Raw genomic sequence first — 17,613 nt, forward strand, 5'->3', positions numbered from 1 at the left:
AGCCTGGTCACGGCGCTGGCGAGAGATCGGCCATGCGGCAGACCTCTTTCCATTCGGCCGGCGTCACCGGCTGCACGGAAAGCCGCCCGAGCCGCACGAGCGCCATGTCGGCGAGCTTGGGGTTGGCCTTGACCTGCTCAAGCGTCACCGGGGTCGGCACATCCTTGAAGGCGCGGATGTCGACGCATTCCCAGCGCGGGTCGTCGCTGGTGGTGTCGGGATGGGCGAGCGCGCAGACCTCGGCGATGCCGACGATGTTGAGCCCTTCATTGGAGTGGTAGAAGAAGCCGAGATCGCCGATCTTCATCGCCTTCATGTTGTTGCGCGCCGCATAGTTGCGCACGCCATCCCATTGCGTGCCGGCCTTGCCCTTGGCCTTCAGCGCCTCGAAGGAGAAGACCGAGGGTTCGGATTTGAACAGCCAGTAGTTCATCTCAGTTGTCCCCTTGCCATTGTCGGTTGGCTACAATGAAGCGTTCGCGCTCCCACTACCCTTACCCTTTCCCCGTTCTCGCGGGGAGAGGGGCGCGCCAAGCGAACGATCAAGCACCGGCGGGCTTCTGGAAGACCCAGTTCCACGGGCGGATTTCGACGCTTTCGAACAGGCCGACCTTGGCATAGGGATCGCTGGCCGCCAGGGCTTGCGCCGCCGTCATATCCGCTGCCTCGATCATGACCAGACTGCCGTCGGGCTTGCCGTCAGCGTCGAGGAAGGGCCCGGCAAAGGCAAGTTTTCCTTCGCTGATCAGGCCTTCCAGGAACGCCGCATGCGCCGGCCGCGTGTCGACCCGCAACTGCAGGCTGCCAGGCTTGTCCTTGCAAATCAACGCAAACAGCATGGTCTAAAACTCCGATGGTTCAGATGTCGGTTTCGGTCTTGAGCGGCCGCGTCATCAGCGCCGTCACGGCCTGGCCGATGGTCACGGTGCCGTCGAGAATCGCGGCGACGGCGGTGATGATCGGCGCGTCGATGCCGCGCTCTGCGGCGAGGCGGGCGGCGATCGCCGCCGTCGGCACGCCTTCGGCGAGCGGCAGGCCGGCAAGCGGCTTGCCCTGCCCGAGCGCCAGCCCATAGGCGAAATTGCGCGACTGCGCCGACGAGCAGGTGAGCAGGAGGTCGCCGAGACCGGAAAGCCCCATCAGCGTCTCTGGCCGGGCGCCGAAGGCGGCGCCGATGCGGCGCAATTCGACGAAGCCGCGCGTCACCATGGCGGCTTGCGCGCTGGCGCCGAGCCTCGCGCCGGTGACGGCGCCGGCGGCAATGGCGAAGACGTTCTTCAGCGCGCCGCCGATCTCGACGCCGACAAGGTCGTCACTTGAATAGCAGCGCAGGTTCTCGGCCGAGAAGCGGGCGGCAAGGTCGGCGGCAAGGTCGGCGTCGCGGGCGGCGACCACCACGGCCGTCGGCAGGCCGCGGGCGACATCGGTGGCGAAGCTCGGGCCGGACAGGGCGGCAACCGGATTGTTCGGCAAGGCCTGCTCGACGATCGCCGACAGCAGCGCGCCGGTGTCGCGCTCGATGCCCTTGGCGCAAAGAACCAGCGGGATGCCCGACGGCACATGCTCCCTGGCGCCAGCCAGCATAGCGCGCAGCGCCTGCGCCGGCGCCACCGCCAGCACGCAGTCGGCGCCGTCGAGCGCAGCCTCGATATCGGTTGTCGCCACGATGCCGGGCTGCAGAGCGATGCCCGGCAGATAGCGCGGGTTCTCGCCGCGATCGATCGCGGCGACGGTTTCCGGGTCGCGCGCATAGAGGCGGACGAAATGACCGGCGCGCAGCATGGCCAACGCCAGAGCCGTGCCCCAGGCACCGCCGCCTAGCACGGCGACGCGCCAGCCGCTCGGTGCCTCGTGGCCGCTGGTGACCACCTCGGTCATGCCTTGGCTCCGCGTCGGCCGGAGCCGACCATCGGGGCGGAGACGCTGTCCAGCGGCCAGCGCGAGCGCGGCACGAAATCGGCGGCATTCTCCAGCGCCATCCCGGCGCGCAGGCGCTCGATACCGGCCCAGGCGATCATCGCCGCATTGTCGGTGCAGAGTTTTTGCGGCGGCGCTATGAAGTCGAAGCCGGCTTCGGCGCAGAGCGTTTCCAGCGTCGCCTTGATGGTGCGGTTGGCGGCGACCCCGCCGGCGACGACCAGCGCCGGCTTCGCCTTATCAGGGAATTCCTGGCGGAAGCGGGAGAGCGCGCGCGAAACGCGGTCGCTCAGCGCATCCGCCACCGCCGCCTGGAACGAGGCGCAGATGTCGGCGACATCCCGGTCACTCAAGGGGGCAATGGCGGTCGCGGCCTGGCGCACGGCAGTCTTCAGGCCGGAGAAGGAGAAATCAGGCTGTGCCGCGCCCTTCATCGGGCGAGGAAAGGCAAAACGGCTCGCATCGCCCGACGCCGCCGCCTTCTCGACGTTGGGACCGCCGGGATAGGGCAGGCCGAGCATCTTGGCCGTCTTGTCGAAGGCTTCGCCGAGCGCGTCGTCGATGGTCGTCGCCCAGCGCTGGTAGTCGCCGACGCCGCGCACGGCGACGATCTGGGTGTGGCCGCCGGACACCAGGAGCAGCAGGTAGGGAAAGTCAAGCCCGTCGGTCAGCCGCGCCGTCAGCGCATGGCCTTCGAGATGGTTGATGGCGAGCAACGGCTTGTCGGCGGCGGCGGCAATCGCCTTCGCCGTCATCAGCCCGACGATCAGCCCGCCGACAAGGCCGGGACCCGCGGTCGCGGCGATCGCGTCGACCTCGCCCAGCGCCACGCCCGAATCGGCAAGGGCCGCCTCGACGATGCCGTCGAGCGCCTCGACATGGGCGCGCGCAGCGATTTCCGGCACGACGCCGCCGAACACGGAATGCTCCTCGATCTGGCTGAGCACGATGTTGGACAGGATTTCGGGCGCGGCGCGGCCATCCAGCGCCACCACGCTGGCAGCGGTCTCGTCGCAACTCGTCTCAATGCCCAGAACGCGGATCAATTGGTCGCTGTCCTCGAAGATTGTGTCGCCGGAGGTCTGTCGATATTCAGGTGATGCCGGCCTGCAAATGGCGGGTTCCTGCGCTTCCGGTGCTCACGTACTTCAAGTACGCTCCGCTCCGGTTCTCGGAACCCACCATTTTCGACCCGGCCTGACCTGAATCTCGGCAGACCTCAGCTTGCCGGGGGTTATCACGGACCGCGCGCCATGCAAACAACCTTGAAAATCGGAACACGCGGCAGCCCGCTGGCGCTTGCCCAGGCGCATGAGACGCGGACGCGGCTGATGGCGGCGCACGGCCTGCCGGAAGAGGCGTTCGAGATCGCCGTCATCTCGACCAGCGGCGACCGCATCCAAGACCGGCCGCTGTCGGAAGCCGGAGGCAAGGGCCTGTTCACCAAGGAGATCGAGGAGGCGATGCTCGCGGGCAGGATCGACATCGCCGTGCATTCCTCGAAGGACATGCCGACGGTTTTGCCGGAGGGGCTCGAACTCTGCGCCTTCCTGCCGCGCGAGGACGCGCGCGACGCCTTCATCGGCAGAGCGGCGAAAACGATCGCCGAATTGCCCCGGGGCGCCAGGGTCGGGTCGTCCTCGCTCCGGCGCCAGGCGCTGATCCGGCGCATGCGGCCGGATCTCGAGGTGGTGATGTTCCGCGGCAATGTGCAGACCAGGCTGCGCAAGCTGGACGAGGGCGTCGCCAACGGCACAATCCTCGCCTATGCCGGGTTGAAACGGCTCGGGCTGGAGCATGTCGTCACCGACCTGATGTCGCTCGAAAAATTTCCGCCGGCGCCAGGGCAAGGCGCGATCTGCATAGAAAGCCGCATCGGCGATGCCGAGGTCGAGAGGATGCTGGCGGCGATCCATGACGCGCCGACGGGCCAGGCGCTGGCCTGCGAGCGCGCTTTCCTGGCGGCGCTCGACGGTTCCTGCCGCACGCCGATCGCCGGCCATGCGACGATTTCGGGCGACAAGCTCTCCTTCGCCGGATTGATCATCGCGCCCGACGGCGCGCAGTCGCATGAGGTCAGGCTGGATGGGCCGGCGCGGGATGCCGCGCGGATCGGCACGCAAGCCGCCAGGGAGGTGCGGGCCAAGGCCGGCGAATCCTTCTTCGAAGGCTGGGCCTGACATGCTCCGCGTTCTGGTGACGCGGCCGGAACCGGGCGCCTCGCGTACCGCGCAACGGCTTGAGGAGATGGGTTTTCAGCCGATCCTGCTGCCGCTGACCGAAACGGTGGCGCTGCCGGCCAAGGCAACCGAAGCGCGGAAGGATGCTATGGCGGTCGCAGCTACCAGCGCCAACGCTGTGCGCCACGCGTCGCGGGAGCTCATCGCCGCACTGGCTGCCTTGCCCTGCCATGCAGTTGGCGAAAGGACTGCGGAAGCGGCGCGCAAGGCAGGCTTCGTGTCGGTGAGCGAAGGCCCCGGCGATGCCGTGGCGCTGGCCGATGCGATCGCCGGCGGCTCTCCGGCAGGGACGATCGTCTATCTCTGCGGCCGCGTGCGCTTTCCTGCCTTCGAGCAGCGCCTCTCGGCGGCCGATATTCCGGTCCGCGCCGTCGAAACCTACGACACGATCGCGCTCAACTATTCTGACGCGGATGTGGTTGCGCGGCTGTCCGGCGGGCCGGTCGATGCGGTCCTGCTCTATTCGGCCAAAGCCGCCCTGGCGATGCAGGTCCTGATCCGGCGGCCGGCGCTCGGCGATCATTTTGAAAAGACCAGATTTTTCGCGCTGTCGGGACGTATCGCCGCAGCGCTCGACGGCGTCGCTCCCGAACGGGTTCGCGTCGCCGGGGAACCGCAGGAAGACGCGCTGATCGGGCTATTGCTGGCCGGACGCTAAGCAGATTCCGAAAAGTGTCACACGGTTTTCCGACAAGAATCTGCGACAAGACAAAATGCCTAAGCAGGCATTCGTTGGCTTGCCAAGGAATGCCTGCTTAGGGCCTGTGTCATCACGCCGCCCCTTTTCACCGCTTGGCGATGTGCTAGAGCATCCTTCAGCTCTAGACCCTTTGAACCATCCCAAGCCAATTTGCGGAGCCCAAGCAATGGTCAAGACGCCGAAGATGCGACATTCGAAGAGCCGCCGCGAGCCGGTGACGATCGAACTCGAGCCCGGCGCCGTCTCGCGCATCATCGAGGAGGATGCGGCGAAGACTGTCGAGGCCGAGGCGGAGGAAGCCGCAAGCGCTTCGCAACCCGAGGCCCCGGCGGAGCCGGTGCATGCCGACCAGGTCGATCATGAGCCCTGGGAGCACAGCGACGCCGCAACGCGGGCCGGAACGGAAGACGCCGCCGCCAAGGGCTCGGATGAGGCGGAACGCCCCTATCCGGCTGGGTCCGACCTGCCGCCGAATCAGACGCACGCTTCCGACTACAGTTTCGAGGATGCCTCGGCCAGGGCGGCCGCCGAAGACGCGCCGAAAGCAACCCGCGCGAGGGAGGACTATATGGCACCGCAGCCGAAACGCGGCGGCCTCAATGGCATTGCCGCCGGCGTGATCGGCGGCGTCATCGCGCTGGCCGCAGCCGGCGGCCTGCAGTTCGCCGGCCTCATCGGCGCGCCGGGGTCGGGCGGCGTCTCGCTCGACGGCGTCAATGGCGAGATCGCCGCGCTGAAGAGCGAGATCGCGGGCTTGAAGCAAGCGGGCGGCAATGGCGATGCCGCCAAGGTCGACGGGCTGTCGTCGGCGCTGGATCAGGTCACGAGCGATGTCGCGGCACTGAAATCGGCGGTCGAGCAAGGCGGCGCCGGTGACGGGGCCGGGGTAGCGGCACTTGGCGACAAGCTCAAGCAGGTCGAGACGGCGATCGCCGACCTGCAGAAGGCCGGCAGTGCGGCGCCGGTCGATCTCGGGCCGCTCGATGAAAAGCTCGCCGGGCTGGACGCATTGGTGAAATCCGCCGGCGAGGCGGCGAAGGCGCAGGACGGCCGGCTGGCGGCGCTGGAGCAGTCGGTGTCGCAGCTCTCCGGCAAGGTCGAGGCGCAGGCCTCGCAGCCCAAAATCGCGATGGCCATCGCGGCGTCGGCGCTGAAGTCGGCGCTCGATCGCGGGGCGCCATTCGCCGCCGAACTCGAGACTTTCGCGGCGATTGCGCCCGATGCGCCGGAGATCGCGACGCTGCGCGCCTATGCCGAGAAGGGCGTTTCGACCCGTACGGACATCGCCGCCGAGGTCGATGCCGCCGCCAATGCGATGGTCGCCGCCGCCACGCCTGTCGACCAGAATGCAGGCTTCCTGCAGGTGCTGATGTCGAGCGCCGAATCGCTGGTCAAGGTCCGGCCGATCGGCGCCGTCGAAGGCAAGGGCGCGCCGGAGACCGTGGCGCGCATGGAGGTGGCGGTCAACCAGGGCGACTATGCCAAGGCGCTCAGTGAATATGACACGTTGCCGGAGGCAGTGAAGTCGGCCGGCGCCGATTTTGCCGGCAAGCTGAAGGCGCGGCTCGAGGTCGAAAAGCTGATCGATTCGCTGATTGCCGGCGCGATGAAGGCGTGAGGGAGACCAGATGATCCGCATCCTCATCTTCCTCGCCGTCGTCTTTGCGCTCGGGCTCGGCTTCGCCTGGCTGGCCGATCGTCCCGGCGACATGGTGATCACCTTCAACGGCTATCAGTATCAGGTCAGCCTGATGGTGGCGGCGGTGGCGGTGGTCGCGGTCGTCGCCGCGGTGATGATCCTGTGGTGGCTGGTGAAGTCGCTATGGAACAGCCCTTACACCATCTCGCGCTATTTCCGGGTGCGCCGCCGCGACCGCGGCTACCAGGCGCTGTCGACCGGCATGATCGCCGCCGGCGCCGGCGATGGCGCGCTGGCCCGCAAGAAGACCAAGGAAGCGGCCAAGCTGATCCGCTCCGACCAGGAGCCGCTGATCCATCTCCTGGAGGCGCAGGCCTCGCTGCTGGAAGGCGATCACGAAGGCGCGCGCGAAAAATTCGAGGCGATGCTCGACGATCCCGAGATGCGGCTGCTCGGCTTGCGCGGGCTCTATCTGGAGGCCGAGCGCCTCGGCGACCGCAATGCCGCCAGGCACTATGCCGGCCGCGCCGCAGCCGTGGCGCCGCAGCTTGCGTGGGCCGCCGAATCGACGCTGGAGGAGCTGACCGGGCGCGGCGACTGGGACGGCGCGCTGAAGCTGGTCGAGGCGCAGAAGTCGACACGGCAGATCGAACGCGATGCCGCCAACCGGCGCCGGGCCGTGCTGCTCACCGCCAAGGCTGAGGCGCTGATCGACAGCGACGCCAATGCGGCGAGGACCGCGGCGCTCGAAGCCAACAGACTGGTGCCGGAATTCGCACCGGCGGCGGTCGCCGCCGCCAAGCTGCTGTTCCGGCAGAACGATGTGCGCAAGGGCTCCAGGATCCTCGAAACGGCGTGGCGGGCCGAGCCGCACCCGGAAATCGCCGAGCTCTATACTCATGCCCGTCCTGGCGATGCCGTCGGCGACCGGCTGAACCGGGCGAAGAAGCTGCAGGACCTGAAGAAGAACCATGCGGAGTCGTCGATGGCCGTCGCCCGCGCGGCGCTCGACGCGCAGGACTTCGCCACCGCCCGGCGCGAGGCGGATGCGGCGATCCGCATGGACCGGCGCGAAGGCGCCTATCTGCTTTTGGCCGACATCGAGGAGGCTGAGACCGGCGACCAGGGCAAGGTCAGGCAGCTGCTCTCCAAGGCGGTCAGGGCGCCGCGCGATCCTGCCTGGGTCGCCGACGGCGTCATCTCCGAACGCTGGGTGCCGGTGTCGCCGGTCACCGGCAAGCTCGACGCCTTCGAATGGCGGGCGCCGATGGAGCGTCTCGGCCATCTCATCGACAGCCATGACGAGGCTGCGGAGACCGTCGTGCCGGCGATCGCCGTGTCGCCGGAGCCGGCGAAGGAAAAGACGCTTGACGCCGTTTCGGCGGTTGGGTCGGCGGCGTCCGATGCGGATCAGGTCAAACCGGTCACCGCCGCCGCCTTTGCCGCCGTGCCTGACGATGCCGAAGGGGTGGAGCCGGCGGAGGAACTGGCGAGGCTGCCCGACGACCCCGGCGTCGACCCGGACGAGGCGGAAAAGGCGCCGCGCCGGTTTCGTTTGTTTTGAGGCCGGGAGCGATCCCGGCGCTATGGGAATGAAGTGATGTTCGAACGCGTCTTGTCCTTCTTGAGGGATCTGCCAGGCGGAGCCGGCGCGCGCGCCAACGCGGACGACCCGCGCGTCGCCGCGTCGGCGCTGCTCTATCACGTGATGAACGCCGACGGCGTGCGCCAGGACGTCGAGTGGGAACGGTTCAAGGCGGTGCTGGCGCAGACCTATTCGATCGGCGGAGAGGAGCTCGATGCGCTGGCGGCCGCAGGCGAGCGCGCCGACAATGAGGCGATCGACCTCTATGCTTTCACCAGCGTGTTGAAACGCCATCTCGACGCCGAGGCGCGCAAGGCTTTCGTCGGCCTGATGTGGGAGATCGTCTATGCCGACGGCGAATTGCACGAGCTGGAGGACAACACCGTGTGGCGCGTCGCCGAGCTGATCGGCGTCGAACGGCGCGACCGCGTCGAGGCGCGCCAAAAGGCGGCGGCCCGGGCGCCGGGGGCACGCGGAACCTCAAGCGATGAATAGTCAGGGCGACGAATAGCCGGGGTCCCGCCTCACGATGCCTCCCAGACCGTGTTCGAGACCAAAGATCCTGATCGTGCTGCATCAGGAGAGTTCGAGCCCCGGCCGCGTCGGCCATATGCTTCTGGAAGAAGGTTTCGATCTCGACATCCGCCGGCCGCCGCTCGGCGATGAATTGCCGGGCACGCTGGACGGCCATGCGGGCGCGGTGGTGTTCGGCGGGCCGATGAGTGCCAATGACGAGGACGATTTCGTCCGCCGCGAGACCAACTGGCTCAACATTCCGCTGAAGGAGAACCGGCCATTGCTCGGCATTTGCCTGGGCGCGCAGATGCTGGTCAACCATCTCGGCGGCAAGGTGGAAGGTCACGGCGAGGGGCTGGTCGAGATCGGCTGGTATCCGCTGAAGGCGACGGAAGCCGGCAGGAAGCTGATGCATTGGCCGGAGATGGTCTACCAGTTCCATCGCGAAGGGTTTTCGCTGCCGAAGGACGCGACGCTCTTGGCGACGGCCGAGACTTATCCTAACCAGGCCTTCCGCTACGGTGACAATGCCTGGGGCATTCAGTTCCACGGCGAGCTGACCCGGGCGATGATGCAGCGCTGGGTGGTGCGCGGCGCGCACCGCTTCGAACTGCCAGGCGCGCAGCCCGGCCGCGACCATCTCGGCGGCCGGCTGATCTGGGACATGCATCTGAAGCGCTGGCTGGGCGAATTCCTGGGGCTGATATTCGGCAAGCCGGCGGTGGGATAAAACCCAATTGCTTTGGGCAGCGGAGCTTGACCTTACCTTCCGATTTGTGACGCTGCCGACATCAGCTCCCGAGTGTTCGGGGCGCCGAATAGGCCGCCATCGAGGACCTCGTTGGAGGCCCAGCGAACGACGCCATCGCGGTCCAGCAGGAACTGGCCGACGAGCTGCCCTATGCCGGTTGCCATCATCTGTTGGTCCGCTTCAGTGATATCGTAGCCGTCTTTCTTGTTCAGATATTCGAGCGCCGCAAACGGGTCCATCGGTTCCGGCATCTCGTCCGGCAATTCGACCCGTATCGACTTCACATCGCTCATCGAAACCTTTTGCGGCCATGCGCTCTCGTCTTCGGTGATTTGCATATTCGGCAACCCAAAGGCGCGGTGTGAAGTCCGCTCCGGATCGGATGCCGCGAGTAGGCCTAGCATCGGATGGTAGCGGAGATAAAGGCGCGCCCGCTCGACAGGTGTGTTTACCACCGTCAGGCTATCGATGCCCTTCGCATTGAGGGCTGGGGTGAGCTGCGAAAGTATGGCGATATGGCGCCTGCAAAAGGGGCAATGCAAGCCTCTATACAGTCCGACCAGCACTGGTTTCTCGCCTCGGAAATCGTCGATGGCGATCTTGCCCTCGCGGGTAATCGCGTCGAGCACGAAATTGGGCGCCGTTTCGCCAAGTTGCAGCGGGCCTATGTTCAGACGTTCTGGCATGCTGATCCCTCCTCCCGGGTTGATTCACGACGGATGTGCGGGCGAGTGGCTTGAGCCCATGTGCGACACATACGTCTTTGGGCATGCTGAAATGGCGGTCGGCCTTAGTTAGGTCGGCGTCGATAGTCCAATTATAGCACGGAGTGGGCGGACGCTAAGGCGTTCTTACGGAGGGCCGCGCTTACCAGATGGCGCTGGTGTCCGCTTTAGCCCGGTTGCCGGCCTAAGCCCCGTAGATTGACCGTCCGATATATGTCTGGAGCCGAAGGCTGCAGGTCTGCTGACGGCTTATTCAGCCGTTGTCGGCGCAAGCTTGGCGCCCAAGCTGCAGTCTCGTCGCTCTCGGCGGCGCCGCGAATCTGTGCTAAGCGCCCGCCCAAATCAATCAAAGGACGACAGCTGTGAACGAACTCACCGTGGCCGAGGCGACCGAGAACATCTACGCCTCACTCCAAGCGGATAATGCCGACATCGATGCACATATCGCGACACTCAAGGCAGCGTTGACGCGAGAGGGGAAAAAGCAGGCGGTGTTCGATCCGGCCAGGCTGGCACAGAACAACCGCTCTGGCCGCAAGTTGATGCAGGCCTATTTTCGGCAGCGCGGCGTTGGCGTGAGCTTTTCGGATTAGCAGAGCGCGCCGTTGGGAGTTCCCTGCCGGTCCGGCGGTTCGCCATCCTGACGTCGCGTGCAGGCAATCTTAGGTACTATGCTGTAAGATTATCTTCCCCTTGCCGGCAAGCCGATCCCGAGACCCAATGCACCCATCTGAACGGCTCAGATTCTGGAGCGAGCGACTTGCGGACGATGTTTCGCCTCGCGCCATGCTCGCCGACATCTCCGACGATGCGAGCGAGCGCCTGGTCGCATTGCGAGCGGCCATGCGCGCCTTCCCTGGAATTGCACGCATTGGCGATGGGCCCTGGGGATTGGGGCGCGAAATAGACCTTCCCATCCGCCTACATTCAATCCGGGCAGTCTTCGTAACGTGGACTGAATTCGTTTTCGATGGTGTTCGCAATGACGCCCGGCGTGAGGCCTTGGACGCCCTTGAGACGCCGCTGGCCAAACTCGATGAGGGCCTTCCCGACTTCTACCAGCGCAATATCATAAGCAGCGACTATGCTGTCGCCGCTTGGCAGGACGCGACCGAAGCTGCGCGAAGGGGAGTTTCGCTTGTCGAAGCGATTGCGGCGCTGGAATTTCGTGATCTGGCATTCGATCGGGACCGCCCCCATCGGGACTTCCTCGACACGCTCTGCATATACGGTCCGACCGGACGCAGCGACATGGCCAGATGGCGGGCGGCGCAACGCGTCGCCATAGGGGTGGATTGCGCTGTCCTGCGAGATGGCGAGATGACAAGATCGGAACTTGCGCTTGCGCCGCTTTGGCCTGATGCGACCACCGCCGCACTGGAAACCAATCTCACGATGGGCCTGAGCTTCAAGAACGCGCAAGACCTAGGATATGACATCGAGAAGTGGCTGCGCGAGCGCAAGGACGGTTCCCTGATCCTCGGCATGGGCGCTGAGCAAGCGCGAGAGCGCGTCGTGCGGACCGCGAATCTCGCCTGTTCATTCTGGGAAACCCGGCCCGCTACCGACACGTGCTATGCTTTCGACTATTGCCTGCACGGAGATCTGCAAAACCCGAACTGGGGCAGCGAGACAAGCCGCCGACCCTGACCTGCCGAAGTGCGACGATCCAGCGGTATAGATTCGGCGCTCAATTCCGGCTGTTCAAATGCCGCACCCGGCGCAGCGCCGGAAACAGCCAAGCCCACAGCCCAGCGACGGCCACCGCGCCGATGCCGCCGATCACCACGGCGGGCACGGTGCCGATCAGCGCCGCCATGGTGCCGGCGCGGAACTCGCCGACTTCGTTGGAGGCGCCGACGAAGACCTGGTTCACCGCATTGACGCGGCCGCGCACGTCATCCGGCGTCCACAGCTGGATCAGTGTCTCGCGGATATAGACGCTGAACATGTCGGTGGCGCCGAGCAAGGCGAGGGCCAAGATCGACAGCCAGGTGATGGTTGAAACGCCGAACAGAACGGTGACAGCGCCGAACAGACCGACAAAGCCCAGCATGATCTTGCCGGCATGGTCGCGGATCGGGTGGCCGGCCAGCCAGACGGCGACGCAGATGGCGCCGATGCCCGGTGCCGAGCGCAGCAGGCCGAGGCCCCAGGGACCGAGTTCGAGAATGTCGCGCGCATAGACCGGCAGCAGCGCCGAGGCGCCCGACAGGAGCACGGCAAACAGATCGAGCGAGATGGCGCCGAGCACGATCTTCTCGCTCCAGATATAGCGGAAGCCGGCGAACAGCGTTTCCATCGTCGGCTTGTCGGTGGCGGTCTGCTGGGCGGGCTTCGGAATGGTGAAGACGAGGAGGGCTGCAACCAGCATCAGGACGGCGGCGGTGATGTAGGCCGTCTCCGCCGAAAGCCCGTAGAGCAGGCCGCCGGCGACCGGGCCGACAATGGTTGCTGTCTGCCAGGCAGAAGAATTCCAGGCGATCGCGTTGGCGAAGTCCTCCGGCGGCACCAGATTGGCGAACAGCGAGGATGAAGCCGGTCCATAGAAGGCGCGCGCTATGCCGAACATCGCAAGCACCACAAAGATGGGCAGCGGGCCGGCGAGGCCGCGCAACGTAAGCAGCAAGAGCGCAACCGCACAGCCCGCTTCGATCAGCGACGACAAGGTCATGATCAGGCGGCGGCCGAAGCGGTCGGCGACGACGCCGGTGACCAACACCAAAAGCAGCGAGGGCAGAAACTGGACGATGCCGACGATGCCGAGGTCGAAGGGATCGCGGGTCAGATCATAGACCTGCCAGCCGACCGCGACGGAGACGATCATGGTGGCGAAAGTGGTGAGGAAGCGCGCCACCCAGTAGCTGAGGAAGGGTCTGTGCCGGAAAGCGGCATAGCGCTGGTCCGGCGAAGTCTGTTCAAGTGCCATGGAGAGAAAGGCCCCGTTGCGAAAAAAGGCCGGCGGGGCAACTTCCACGATGGGCGCTGGTCCGGCCAGATGACCTTCTAGCAAAGTTCGCGGCGGGATGTGTGGCAGAATCGCGCTGGATCAAGAAATTTCCGGCTGGCGGCAAGGCGGACCGGAAAGTCAGTCCCTGAGCGCGGCGGAAATGGCCTCCAGCCCACCGCGCAAGTCGGCCTCCTTCGGCCAACAGAACCCGACGCGGAAGAAGCGCTTCGGCATTTCGAACCAATGGCCGGGGCCGACATAGGTGCCGTGGTCTTCCAGCAGCCTTGTGTAGAAGCGATCGAGGTCGAATTCGGGATCGACTTTGAGCCTTGGGAAGCCGACAACGCCGCCTTGCGGCCGCACCCAGTCGACCAGCGGCTCGTGGTCGATCCATGCCTGCACGATGTCGCGCCGCTTGGCCATCTCGGGCAGAAGTATTGCGAGGAACGCATCGCGACGCTCGAGCATGCCGCGCGCTATGCCTTCGTCGATGACGCTGCCGCAGATGCCGATCTGCTCCTTGGCGGCGAGGAACCTTTCCTGGAGCGCGGCGTCGCGAGTGACCAGCCAGCCGATGCGGATGCCCGGAATGCCGAAGGCCTTGGAGAGCGACGAGACGCTGATCGCGCGTTGGCTGAGCGATGCGGCCGCCGGCAGGCGCCGGCCGTAGGAAAGGTCGCGATAGGTCTCGTCGACCAGGAGATGGCATTGCCGGCTCTCGGCGAGCGCCACGAGCGCGTCGAGATCGGCACGACTCATCATCGTGCCGGTCGGATTGTGCGGGCAGGTGACGCTGATCAGGCGGGTGTTCGGCCGCATCGCCGCGGCGAGACGATCGACATCGACGGCGAAGCCGTCGTCGAAGTCGAGGTCGACATAGGAGATAGGGCAGCCGATCGCCCGGGGGGTCTCAATGTTGGTGGCGTAGTTGGGCCTGATGACCACCAGATGGTCGCTGGCCGAAAGCAGCGATGTGGCGATGATGAACAACGCGCCGGCGGCACCCGCGGTGACCAGCACGTCATCGGGCGAAAGGCTCTCGTCCTGCGCGGCGACCAGCGCGCGCAACTCCTTATCGCCGCGATGTTCGCCGTAGAACAGGGTGAGATCGGGCAGCGTGAGACCGATGTCGGAGAGTTTCTGGTCGGCAATCGAGCTTTCGGAAAGGTTATAGCGAATACGGTCGTAGCCGTATTCCTCCGGCGCCTCCCTCTCGATCACCATCATGGCTCCCCCCAGACTGCTTGGACTATCCAAGCCACAAAAGCATGAAGCCTGCCAAGGCGGATTCGCCGGCAGGCTTCTGTTCCAGTCGTTGAAACTATTGGCTCAGGCACGAGCCTGTCCCGGGCGTCGTCGAAATTCACCGTGAACTAATGAAGGCAGCGGCGAGCGTTCGGTTGAGGGGGAAGCGGTCGGCAACACAGCGCGCTCGACCTCCCCTTGCAAGCCGTCGATCCATGCGCTAATACTGAACCAAATGGTTCAGTATACGACAGTCCGCCTTGATGCCTCGTTCGCCGCGCTCTCCGACGCGACCCGGCGCGGCGTGCTGGAGCAACTCGGAAGTGCAGAAGCTTCGATCACGGAGCTTGCCGAAAAGTTCCACATGACCCTCACGGGTATGAAGAAGCATGTCGTCGTCCTGGAGCAGGCGGGGCTCGTCATCACGAAGAAAGTCGGGCGCGTTCGGACCTGCAAGCTCGGCCTGCGCCGGATGGAGGAAGAGGCGGCATGGATCGAGAGGTACCGCCAGCTCTGGGACGCACGCTTCGACGAGTTGGACAAGGTTGTCGAGGAACTGAAAACGGAAGGAGAAGATTGATGGACGTAAGAAAAGAGAGTGAGCGCAGCCCTATGACGAGCCGCACGACGGTCGAACGGAAGTCCGAGTGTGAGCTGGTCGTTACGCGTATTTTCGACGGCCCGGTCCGCATCGTCTACGAGGCGTGGACCAAACCCGAGCTGTTCAAGCGGTGGTGGGCGCCGAAGTCGGCAGGCGTGCCTCTGCTTTCCTGCGAGATGGATGTTCGTGTCGGAGGCAGATACCGGGTCGAATTTGGCCACGATGCCTTAGAGTCAATGGCATTCGTCGGCAAGTACATCGACGTGATACCGAACTCGCGCCTCGTCTGGACCAATGAGGAAAGTGATGACGGTGCCGTGACCACGGTGACGTTCGAGGAAAGAGGTGACAAGACGCTTCTGGTGCTGCACGAACTCTATCCCTCGAAGGAAGCTCTCGACGAGGCCATCGCCGGGATGGAGGGCGGTATGCCCGAGCAGTTCGAGCAGCTGGACGAGCTTCTCGTCACGCTGGGCGCGGGTGTGGGACGGTCATGAAGTCGCTCTCGCGGTCACCGGCCTCGAGGGGAGTCTCAACGTGCCGTAGAGCAATTCCAGGAAAGGTGTGAAACGGTTTTTCCTGGAATAGCGTCAAAACAAGGATAGAGCGGTTCGACGTTTCCGTGAAACGGTGAACCGCTCTAGGCCGAAACCCTGGCCTTCCTGCCCCTGGCCTTGACCGGCTCGGCGGCCTTGCGGCCGAGGCCGATCGACTTCGCCAGCTCGGAGCGCGAGGCGGCATAGTTGGGGGCGACCATCGGGTAGTCGGCCGGCAGGCCCCACTTGGTGCGATAGGCTTCCGGCGTCAGCCCGAAATGGACGCCGAGGTGGCGCTTCAGCGATTTGAATTTCTTGCCGTCCTCGAGGCAGATGATGTAGTCCGGCGTCACCGAGCGCCTGGGGTTGACCGCGGGGACGAGCGGCGCGGCGACCGGGGCCGGCGGCTGGCCGAGGCTGCTGATCGAGGCGCTGACGCTGGCGATGAGGTCGCTGAGGCCGGAGGCAGGCAGACGGTTCTTCTCGACATAGGCGGAAACGATGTGGGCGGTAAGCTCGAGCAGGTCGATTTCCTTGCGAGCGTCGTTGCTGTCGTCGGCCAATTTATGTCTCCGTCGGTAGGGGGATGGCGCGACTCCTAGTCGGCAAATCTGGATAACGCAATGACTTCGCGCCACGAAACACGTTATTTTGAACAACTATACTGAGCTATAATACTATCAGACGATCAGCGCCTTGTCGCGCCACAGTCGAAAACCGCCCTCGAAAGCGCGCGTATTGTCGCCGCGCCTGGAATCGGCGGGCATTTCATCAAGCTTGTCGACATTGCCGCCGCCGATGACCACGTAGTCCGGCTGCAGGGCGGCGCGAAGCCTGTCGACGACATCGAAGACGGATTTGCGCCATTTCCTCTTGCCGCGTTTCTCCAGCCCGCGCTCGCCGACATAGTCCTCGAAGCTGCCGCCCTTCCTGTAGGGAAGATGGGCGAGTTCCATCGGCTGGGCGACATTGTCGACGATCATCGCGGCGCCGAGGCCGGTGCCGAGGCCGAGGAACAGCATGCGGCCGCCCTCATAGCTGCCGATGGCCTGCATCAGCGCGTCGTTGATAACCTTCACCGGCTTGCCGAAGGCGGCGGCGAAGTCGTAGCCCGCCCAACCCTTGCCGAGATTGGCGGGGTCGGCGAAAGGCCGGTTGTGGGCGACCGGACCGGGGTAGCCCATCGAAATCAGGTCATAGGGCAGGCCTTCGGCCAGCGTGTTCACCGAGGTGATCATCTGCTGCGGCGTCAGGCCAGGCCCGGACTCGGCGCGGCGCATCTCGCCGCCGGCGCTGGTCAGGATCTTGACATGCGAGCCGCCGATGTCGATCGTCAGCACGATCTGTTCCGCATCCGCCGCCGCCGGCTTTGCCGCCTTGGCCATGTCGTTGCCTCCCAGCCCCTATTTCGATGGGTTGATCCAGCCGTTCGGCGGACCGAAGTCGTTCAGGGCATCGGCCGGTCCCCAGCTCTTCGGCGCGTAGATGTGCGGCGCCGTCGTGTCGCCAAGCACAGGGCCGACGATGCGCCAGGCAAGCTCGGCCGCATCCTGGCGGGTGAACAGCTGGCCGTTGCCGTTCATGGCGTCGCCGATCAGGCGCTCATAGGGCGGCATGTCGCCCTTGCTGTCATCGAGCGCCGTCAGTTCCACCTGTTCGCCGACCATGTCGTCGCCGGCCACCTTACGCTGGGCGCCGATCGAGATCGCCACCTGCGGGTCGATGCGGAAGCGGACATAGTTGGCGTCGTCCGGCTTGATCGGGTCGAAGACGTCGAGCGGCGGCCGTTTCAGCCGCACGATCACCTCGGTGGCATGCACCGGCATGTTCTTGCCGGCGCGGATGAAGAAGGGCACGTCCTGCCAGCGCCAAGTGTCGACGAAGAAGCGGACGGCGGCGAAGGTTTCGACCGGGGAGTTCGGGCGCACACCCGGCTCCGCCAGATAGCCGTCGAACTGGCCGCGCACGACATCGTCCTTCGTCAGCGTGCGGATGGCGCGGAGCACCTGGACCTTCTCGTCGATCAGGTCGTCGGCCGAGCGGCCGACAGGCGGCTCCATGGCGAGCAGCAACAGGATGTTGAGCAGGTGGTTCTCGATGACGTCGCGGATGCAGCCGACATCGTCATAGAATTTGCCGCGACCGTCGATGCCGAAATCCTCGGCCATGGTGATCTGCACGCTTTCGACGAAGTTGCGGTTCCAGATC

At 65.4% G+C, this 17,613-nt stretch carries 18 protein-coding genes and 2 pseudogenes; 10 read left to right on the forward strand and 10 right to left on the reverse strand.

The window, feature by feature from the left end; all coding sequences use genetic code 11:
- Positions 1-7: 7 nt before the first annotated feature.
- The 4 genes from EN781_RS05430 to tsaD form a co-directional block, all read right to left on the reverse strand.
- Positions 8-433: an EVE domain-containing protein gene (locus tag EN781_RS05430; protein WP_126057512.1), complete on the reverse strand. Its 426-nt coding sequence runs from the start codon at positions 431-433 to the stop codon at positions 8-10.
- Between the two features lie 109 nt (positions 434-542).
- Positions 543-839 carry a YciI-like protein gene (locus EN781_RS05435; RefSeq protein ID WP_126057513.1) on the reverse strand — a complete coding sequence of 99 codons (297 nt, stop codon included), beginning with the start codon at positions 837-839 and terminating at the stop codon, positions 543-545.
- A gap of 19 nt (positions 840-858) precedes the next feature.
- A complete protein-coding gene (locus tag EN781_RS05440) occupies positions 859-1,878 on the reverse strand; it encodes an NAD(P)H-dependent glycerol-3-phosphate dehydrogenase (RefSeq protein WP_126057514.1) in 1,020 nt (339 codons plus the stop codon).
- Positions 1,875-2,960: a tRNA (adenosine(37)-N6)-threonylcarbamoyltransferase complex transferase subunit TsaD gene (tsaD, locus tag EN781_RS05445; protein WP_189347337.1), complete on the reverse strand. Its 1,086-nt coding sequence runs from the start codon at positions 2,958-2,960 to the stop codon at positions 1,875-1,877. The genes EN781_RS05440 and tsaD overlap by 4 nt, the downstream gene beginning before the upstream one ends.
- 210 nt (positions 2,961-3,170) lie before the next feature.
- Here tsaD and hemC point away from each other — a divergent pair, with 210 nt between their 5' ends.
- The 6 genes from hemC to EN781_RS05475 all read left to right on the forward strand — a co-directional run bounded on the left by hemC (position 3,171) and on the right by EN781_RS05475 (position 9,327).
- Entirely contained in the window at positions 3,171-4,097 is a 927-nt protein-coding gene (hemC, locus tag EN781_RS05450; protein ID WP_126057516.1) for a hydroxymethylbilane synthase, read from the forward strand.
- A 1-nt stretch (position 4,098) separates the two neighbouring features.
- On the forward strand, positions 4,099-4,815 hold the full coding sequence (locus EN781_RS05455; protein ID WP_126057517.1) for a uroporphyrinogen-III synthase: 717 nt from the start codon (positions 4,099-4,101) through the stop codon (positions 4,813-4,815).
- A 208-nt stretch (positions 4,816-5,023) separates the two neighbouring features.
- Entirely contained in the window at positions 5,024-6,475 is a 1,452-nt protein-coding gene (locus EN781_RS05460; RefSeq protein ID WP_127399839.1) for a COG4223 family protein, read from the forward strand.
- Between the two features lie 10 nt (positions 6,476-6,485).
- Complete coding sequence (locus tag EN781_RS05465; RefSeq protein ID WP_126057519.1) at positions 6,486-8,060, forward strand: heme biosynthesis protein HemY; 1,575 nt, start codon at positions 6,486-6,488, stop codon at positions 8,058-8,060.
- A gap of 36 nt (positions 8,061-8,096) precedes the next feature.
- Positions 8,097-8,576 (forward strand): TerB family tellurite resistance protein, encoded by a 480-nt coding sequence (locus EN781_RS05470; protein WP_126057520.1) that lies wholly within the window; start codon positions 8,097-8,099, stop codon positions 8,574-8,576.
- Between the two features lie 34 nt (positions 8,577-8,610).
- On the forward strand, positions 8,611-9,327 hold the full coding sequence (locus EN781_RS05475; RefSeq protein ID WP_126057521.1) for a glutamine amidotransferase: 717 nt from the start codon (positions 8,611-8,613) through the stop codon (positions 9,325-9,327).
- Between the two features lie 32 nt (positions 9,328-9,359).
- Here the strand turns inward: EN781_RS05475 and EN781_RS05480 are convergent, their stop codons facing one another.
- Positions 9,360-10,034, reverse strand: coding sequence for a peroxiredoxin-like family protein (locus tag EN781_RS05480; protein ID WP_127399840.1), 675 nt, complete (start codon positions 10,032-10,034; stop codon positions 9,360-9,362).
- A gap of 401 nt (positions 10,035-10,435) precedes the next feature.
- Here EN781_RS05480 and EN781_RS05485 point away from each other — a divergent pair, with 401 nt between their 5' ends.
- Positions 10,436-10,666 (forward strand): hypothetical protein, encoded by a 231-nt coding sequence (locus EN781_RS05485; protein WP_126057523.1) that lies wholly within the window; start codon positions 10,436-10,438, stop codon positions 10,664-10,666.
- 193 nt (positions 10,667-10,859) lie between these two features.
- Positions 10,860-11,723: a hypothetical protein gene (locus EN781_RS05490; RefSeq protein WP_126057524.1), complete on the forward strand. Its 864-nt coding sequence runs from the start codon at positions 10,860-10,862 to the stop codon at positions 11,721-11,723.
- 40 nt (positions 11,724-11,763) lie between these two features.
- Here the strand turns inward: EN781_RS05490 and EN781_RS05495 are convergent, their stop codons facing one another.
- The gene (locus tag EN781_RS05495) at positions 11,764-13,002 is read right to left on the reverse strand and encodes an MFS transporter (RefSeq protein WP_126057525.1); all 1,239 of its coding nucleotides are present in this window, start codon (positions 13,000-13,002) and stop codon (positions 11,764-11,766) included.
- Positions 13,003-13,161: 159 nt separating this feature from the next.
- The gene (locus tag EN781_RS05500) at positions 13,162-14,247 is read right to left on the reverse strand and encodes an aminotransferase class I/II-fold pyridoxal phosphate-dependent enzyme (RefSeq protein WP_189347335.1); all 1,086 of its coding nucleotides are present in this window, start codon (positions 14,245-14,247) and stop codon (positions 13,162-13,164) included.
- Positions 14,248-14,503: 256 nt separating this feature from the next.
- Between EN781_RS05500 and EN781_RS05505 the strand changes: the two are divergent.
- Positions 14,504-14,870: pseudogene (locus EN781_RS05505) on the forward strand (helix-turn-helix domain-containing protein).
- Positions 14,848-15,366 (forward strand): SRPBCC family protein, encoded by a 519-nt coding sequence (locus EN781_RS05510; RefSeq protein WP_126057527.1) that lies wholly within the window; start codon positions 14,848-14,850, stop codon positions 15,364-15,366. Before EN781_RS05505 ends, EN781_RS05510 begins: the two are co-directional and overlap by 23 nt.
- A 143-nt stretch (positions 15,367-15,509) precedes the next feature.
- Here EN781_RS05510 and EN781_RS05515 read toward each other — a convergent pair whose 3' ends face one another.
- From EN781_RS05515 to EN781_RS05525, 3 genes and pseudogenes are all read right to left on the reverse strand, one after another.
- Positions 15,510-15,968: a MucR family transcriptional regulator gene (locus EN781_RS05515; RefSeq protein WP_126057528.1), complete on the reverse strand. Its 459-nt coding sequence runs from the start codon at positions 15,966-15,968 to the stop codon at positions 15,510-15,512.
- A gap of 117 nt (positions 15,969-16,085) precedes the next feature.
- Positions 16,086-16,790, reverse strand: coding sequence for an ROK family protein (locus EN781_RS05520; protein WP_126057529.1), 705 nt, complete (start codon positions 16,788-16,790; stop codon positions 16,086-16,088).
- 18 nt (positions 16,791-16,808) lie between these two features.
- Positions 16,809-17,613 (reverse strand): annotated as a pseudogene (locus EN781_RS05525) (glucose-6-phosphate dehydrogenase); the annotation flags it as partial.

The sequence above is a fragment of the Mesorhizobium sp. M4A.F.Ca.ET.090.04.2.1 genome (assembly GCF_003999085.1).
In the GTDB taxonomy this organism is placed as follows: Bacteria; Pseudomonadota; Alphaproteobacteria; order Rhizobiales; family Rhizobiaceae; genus Mesorhizobium.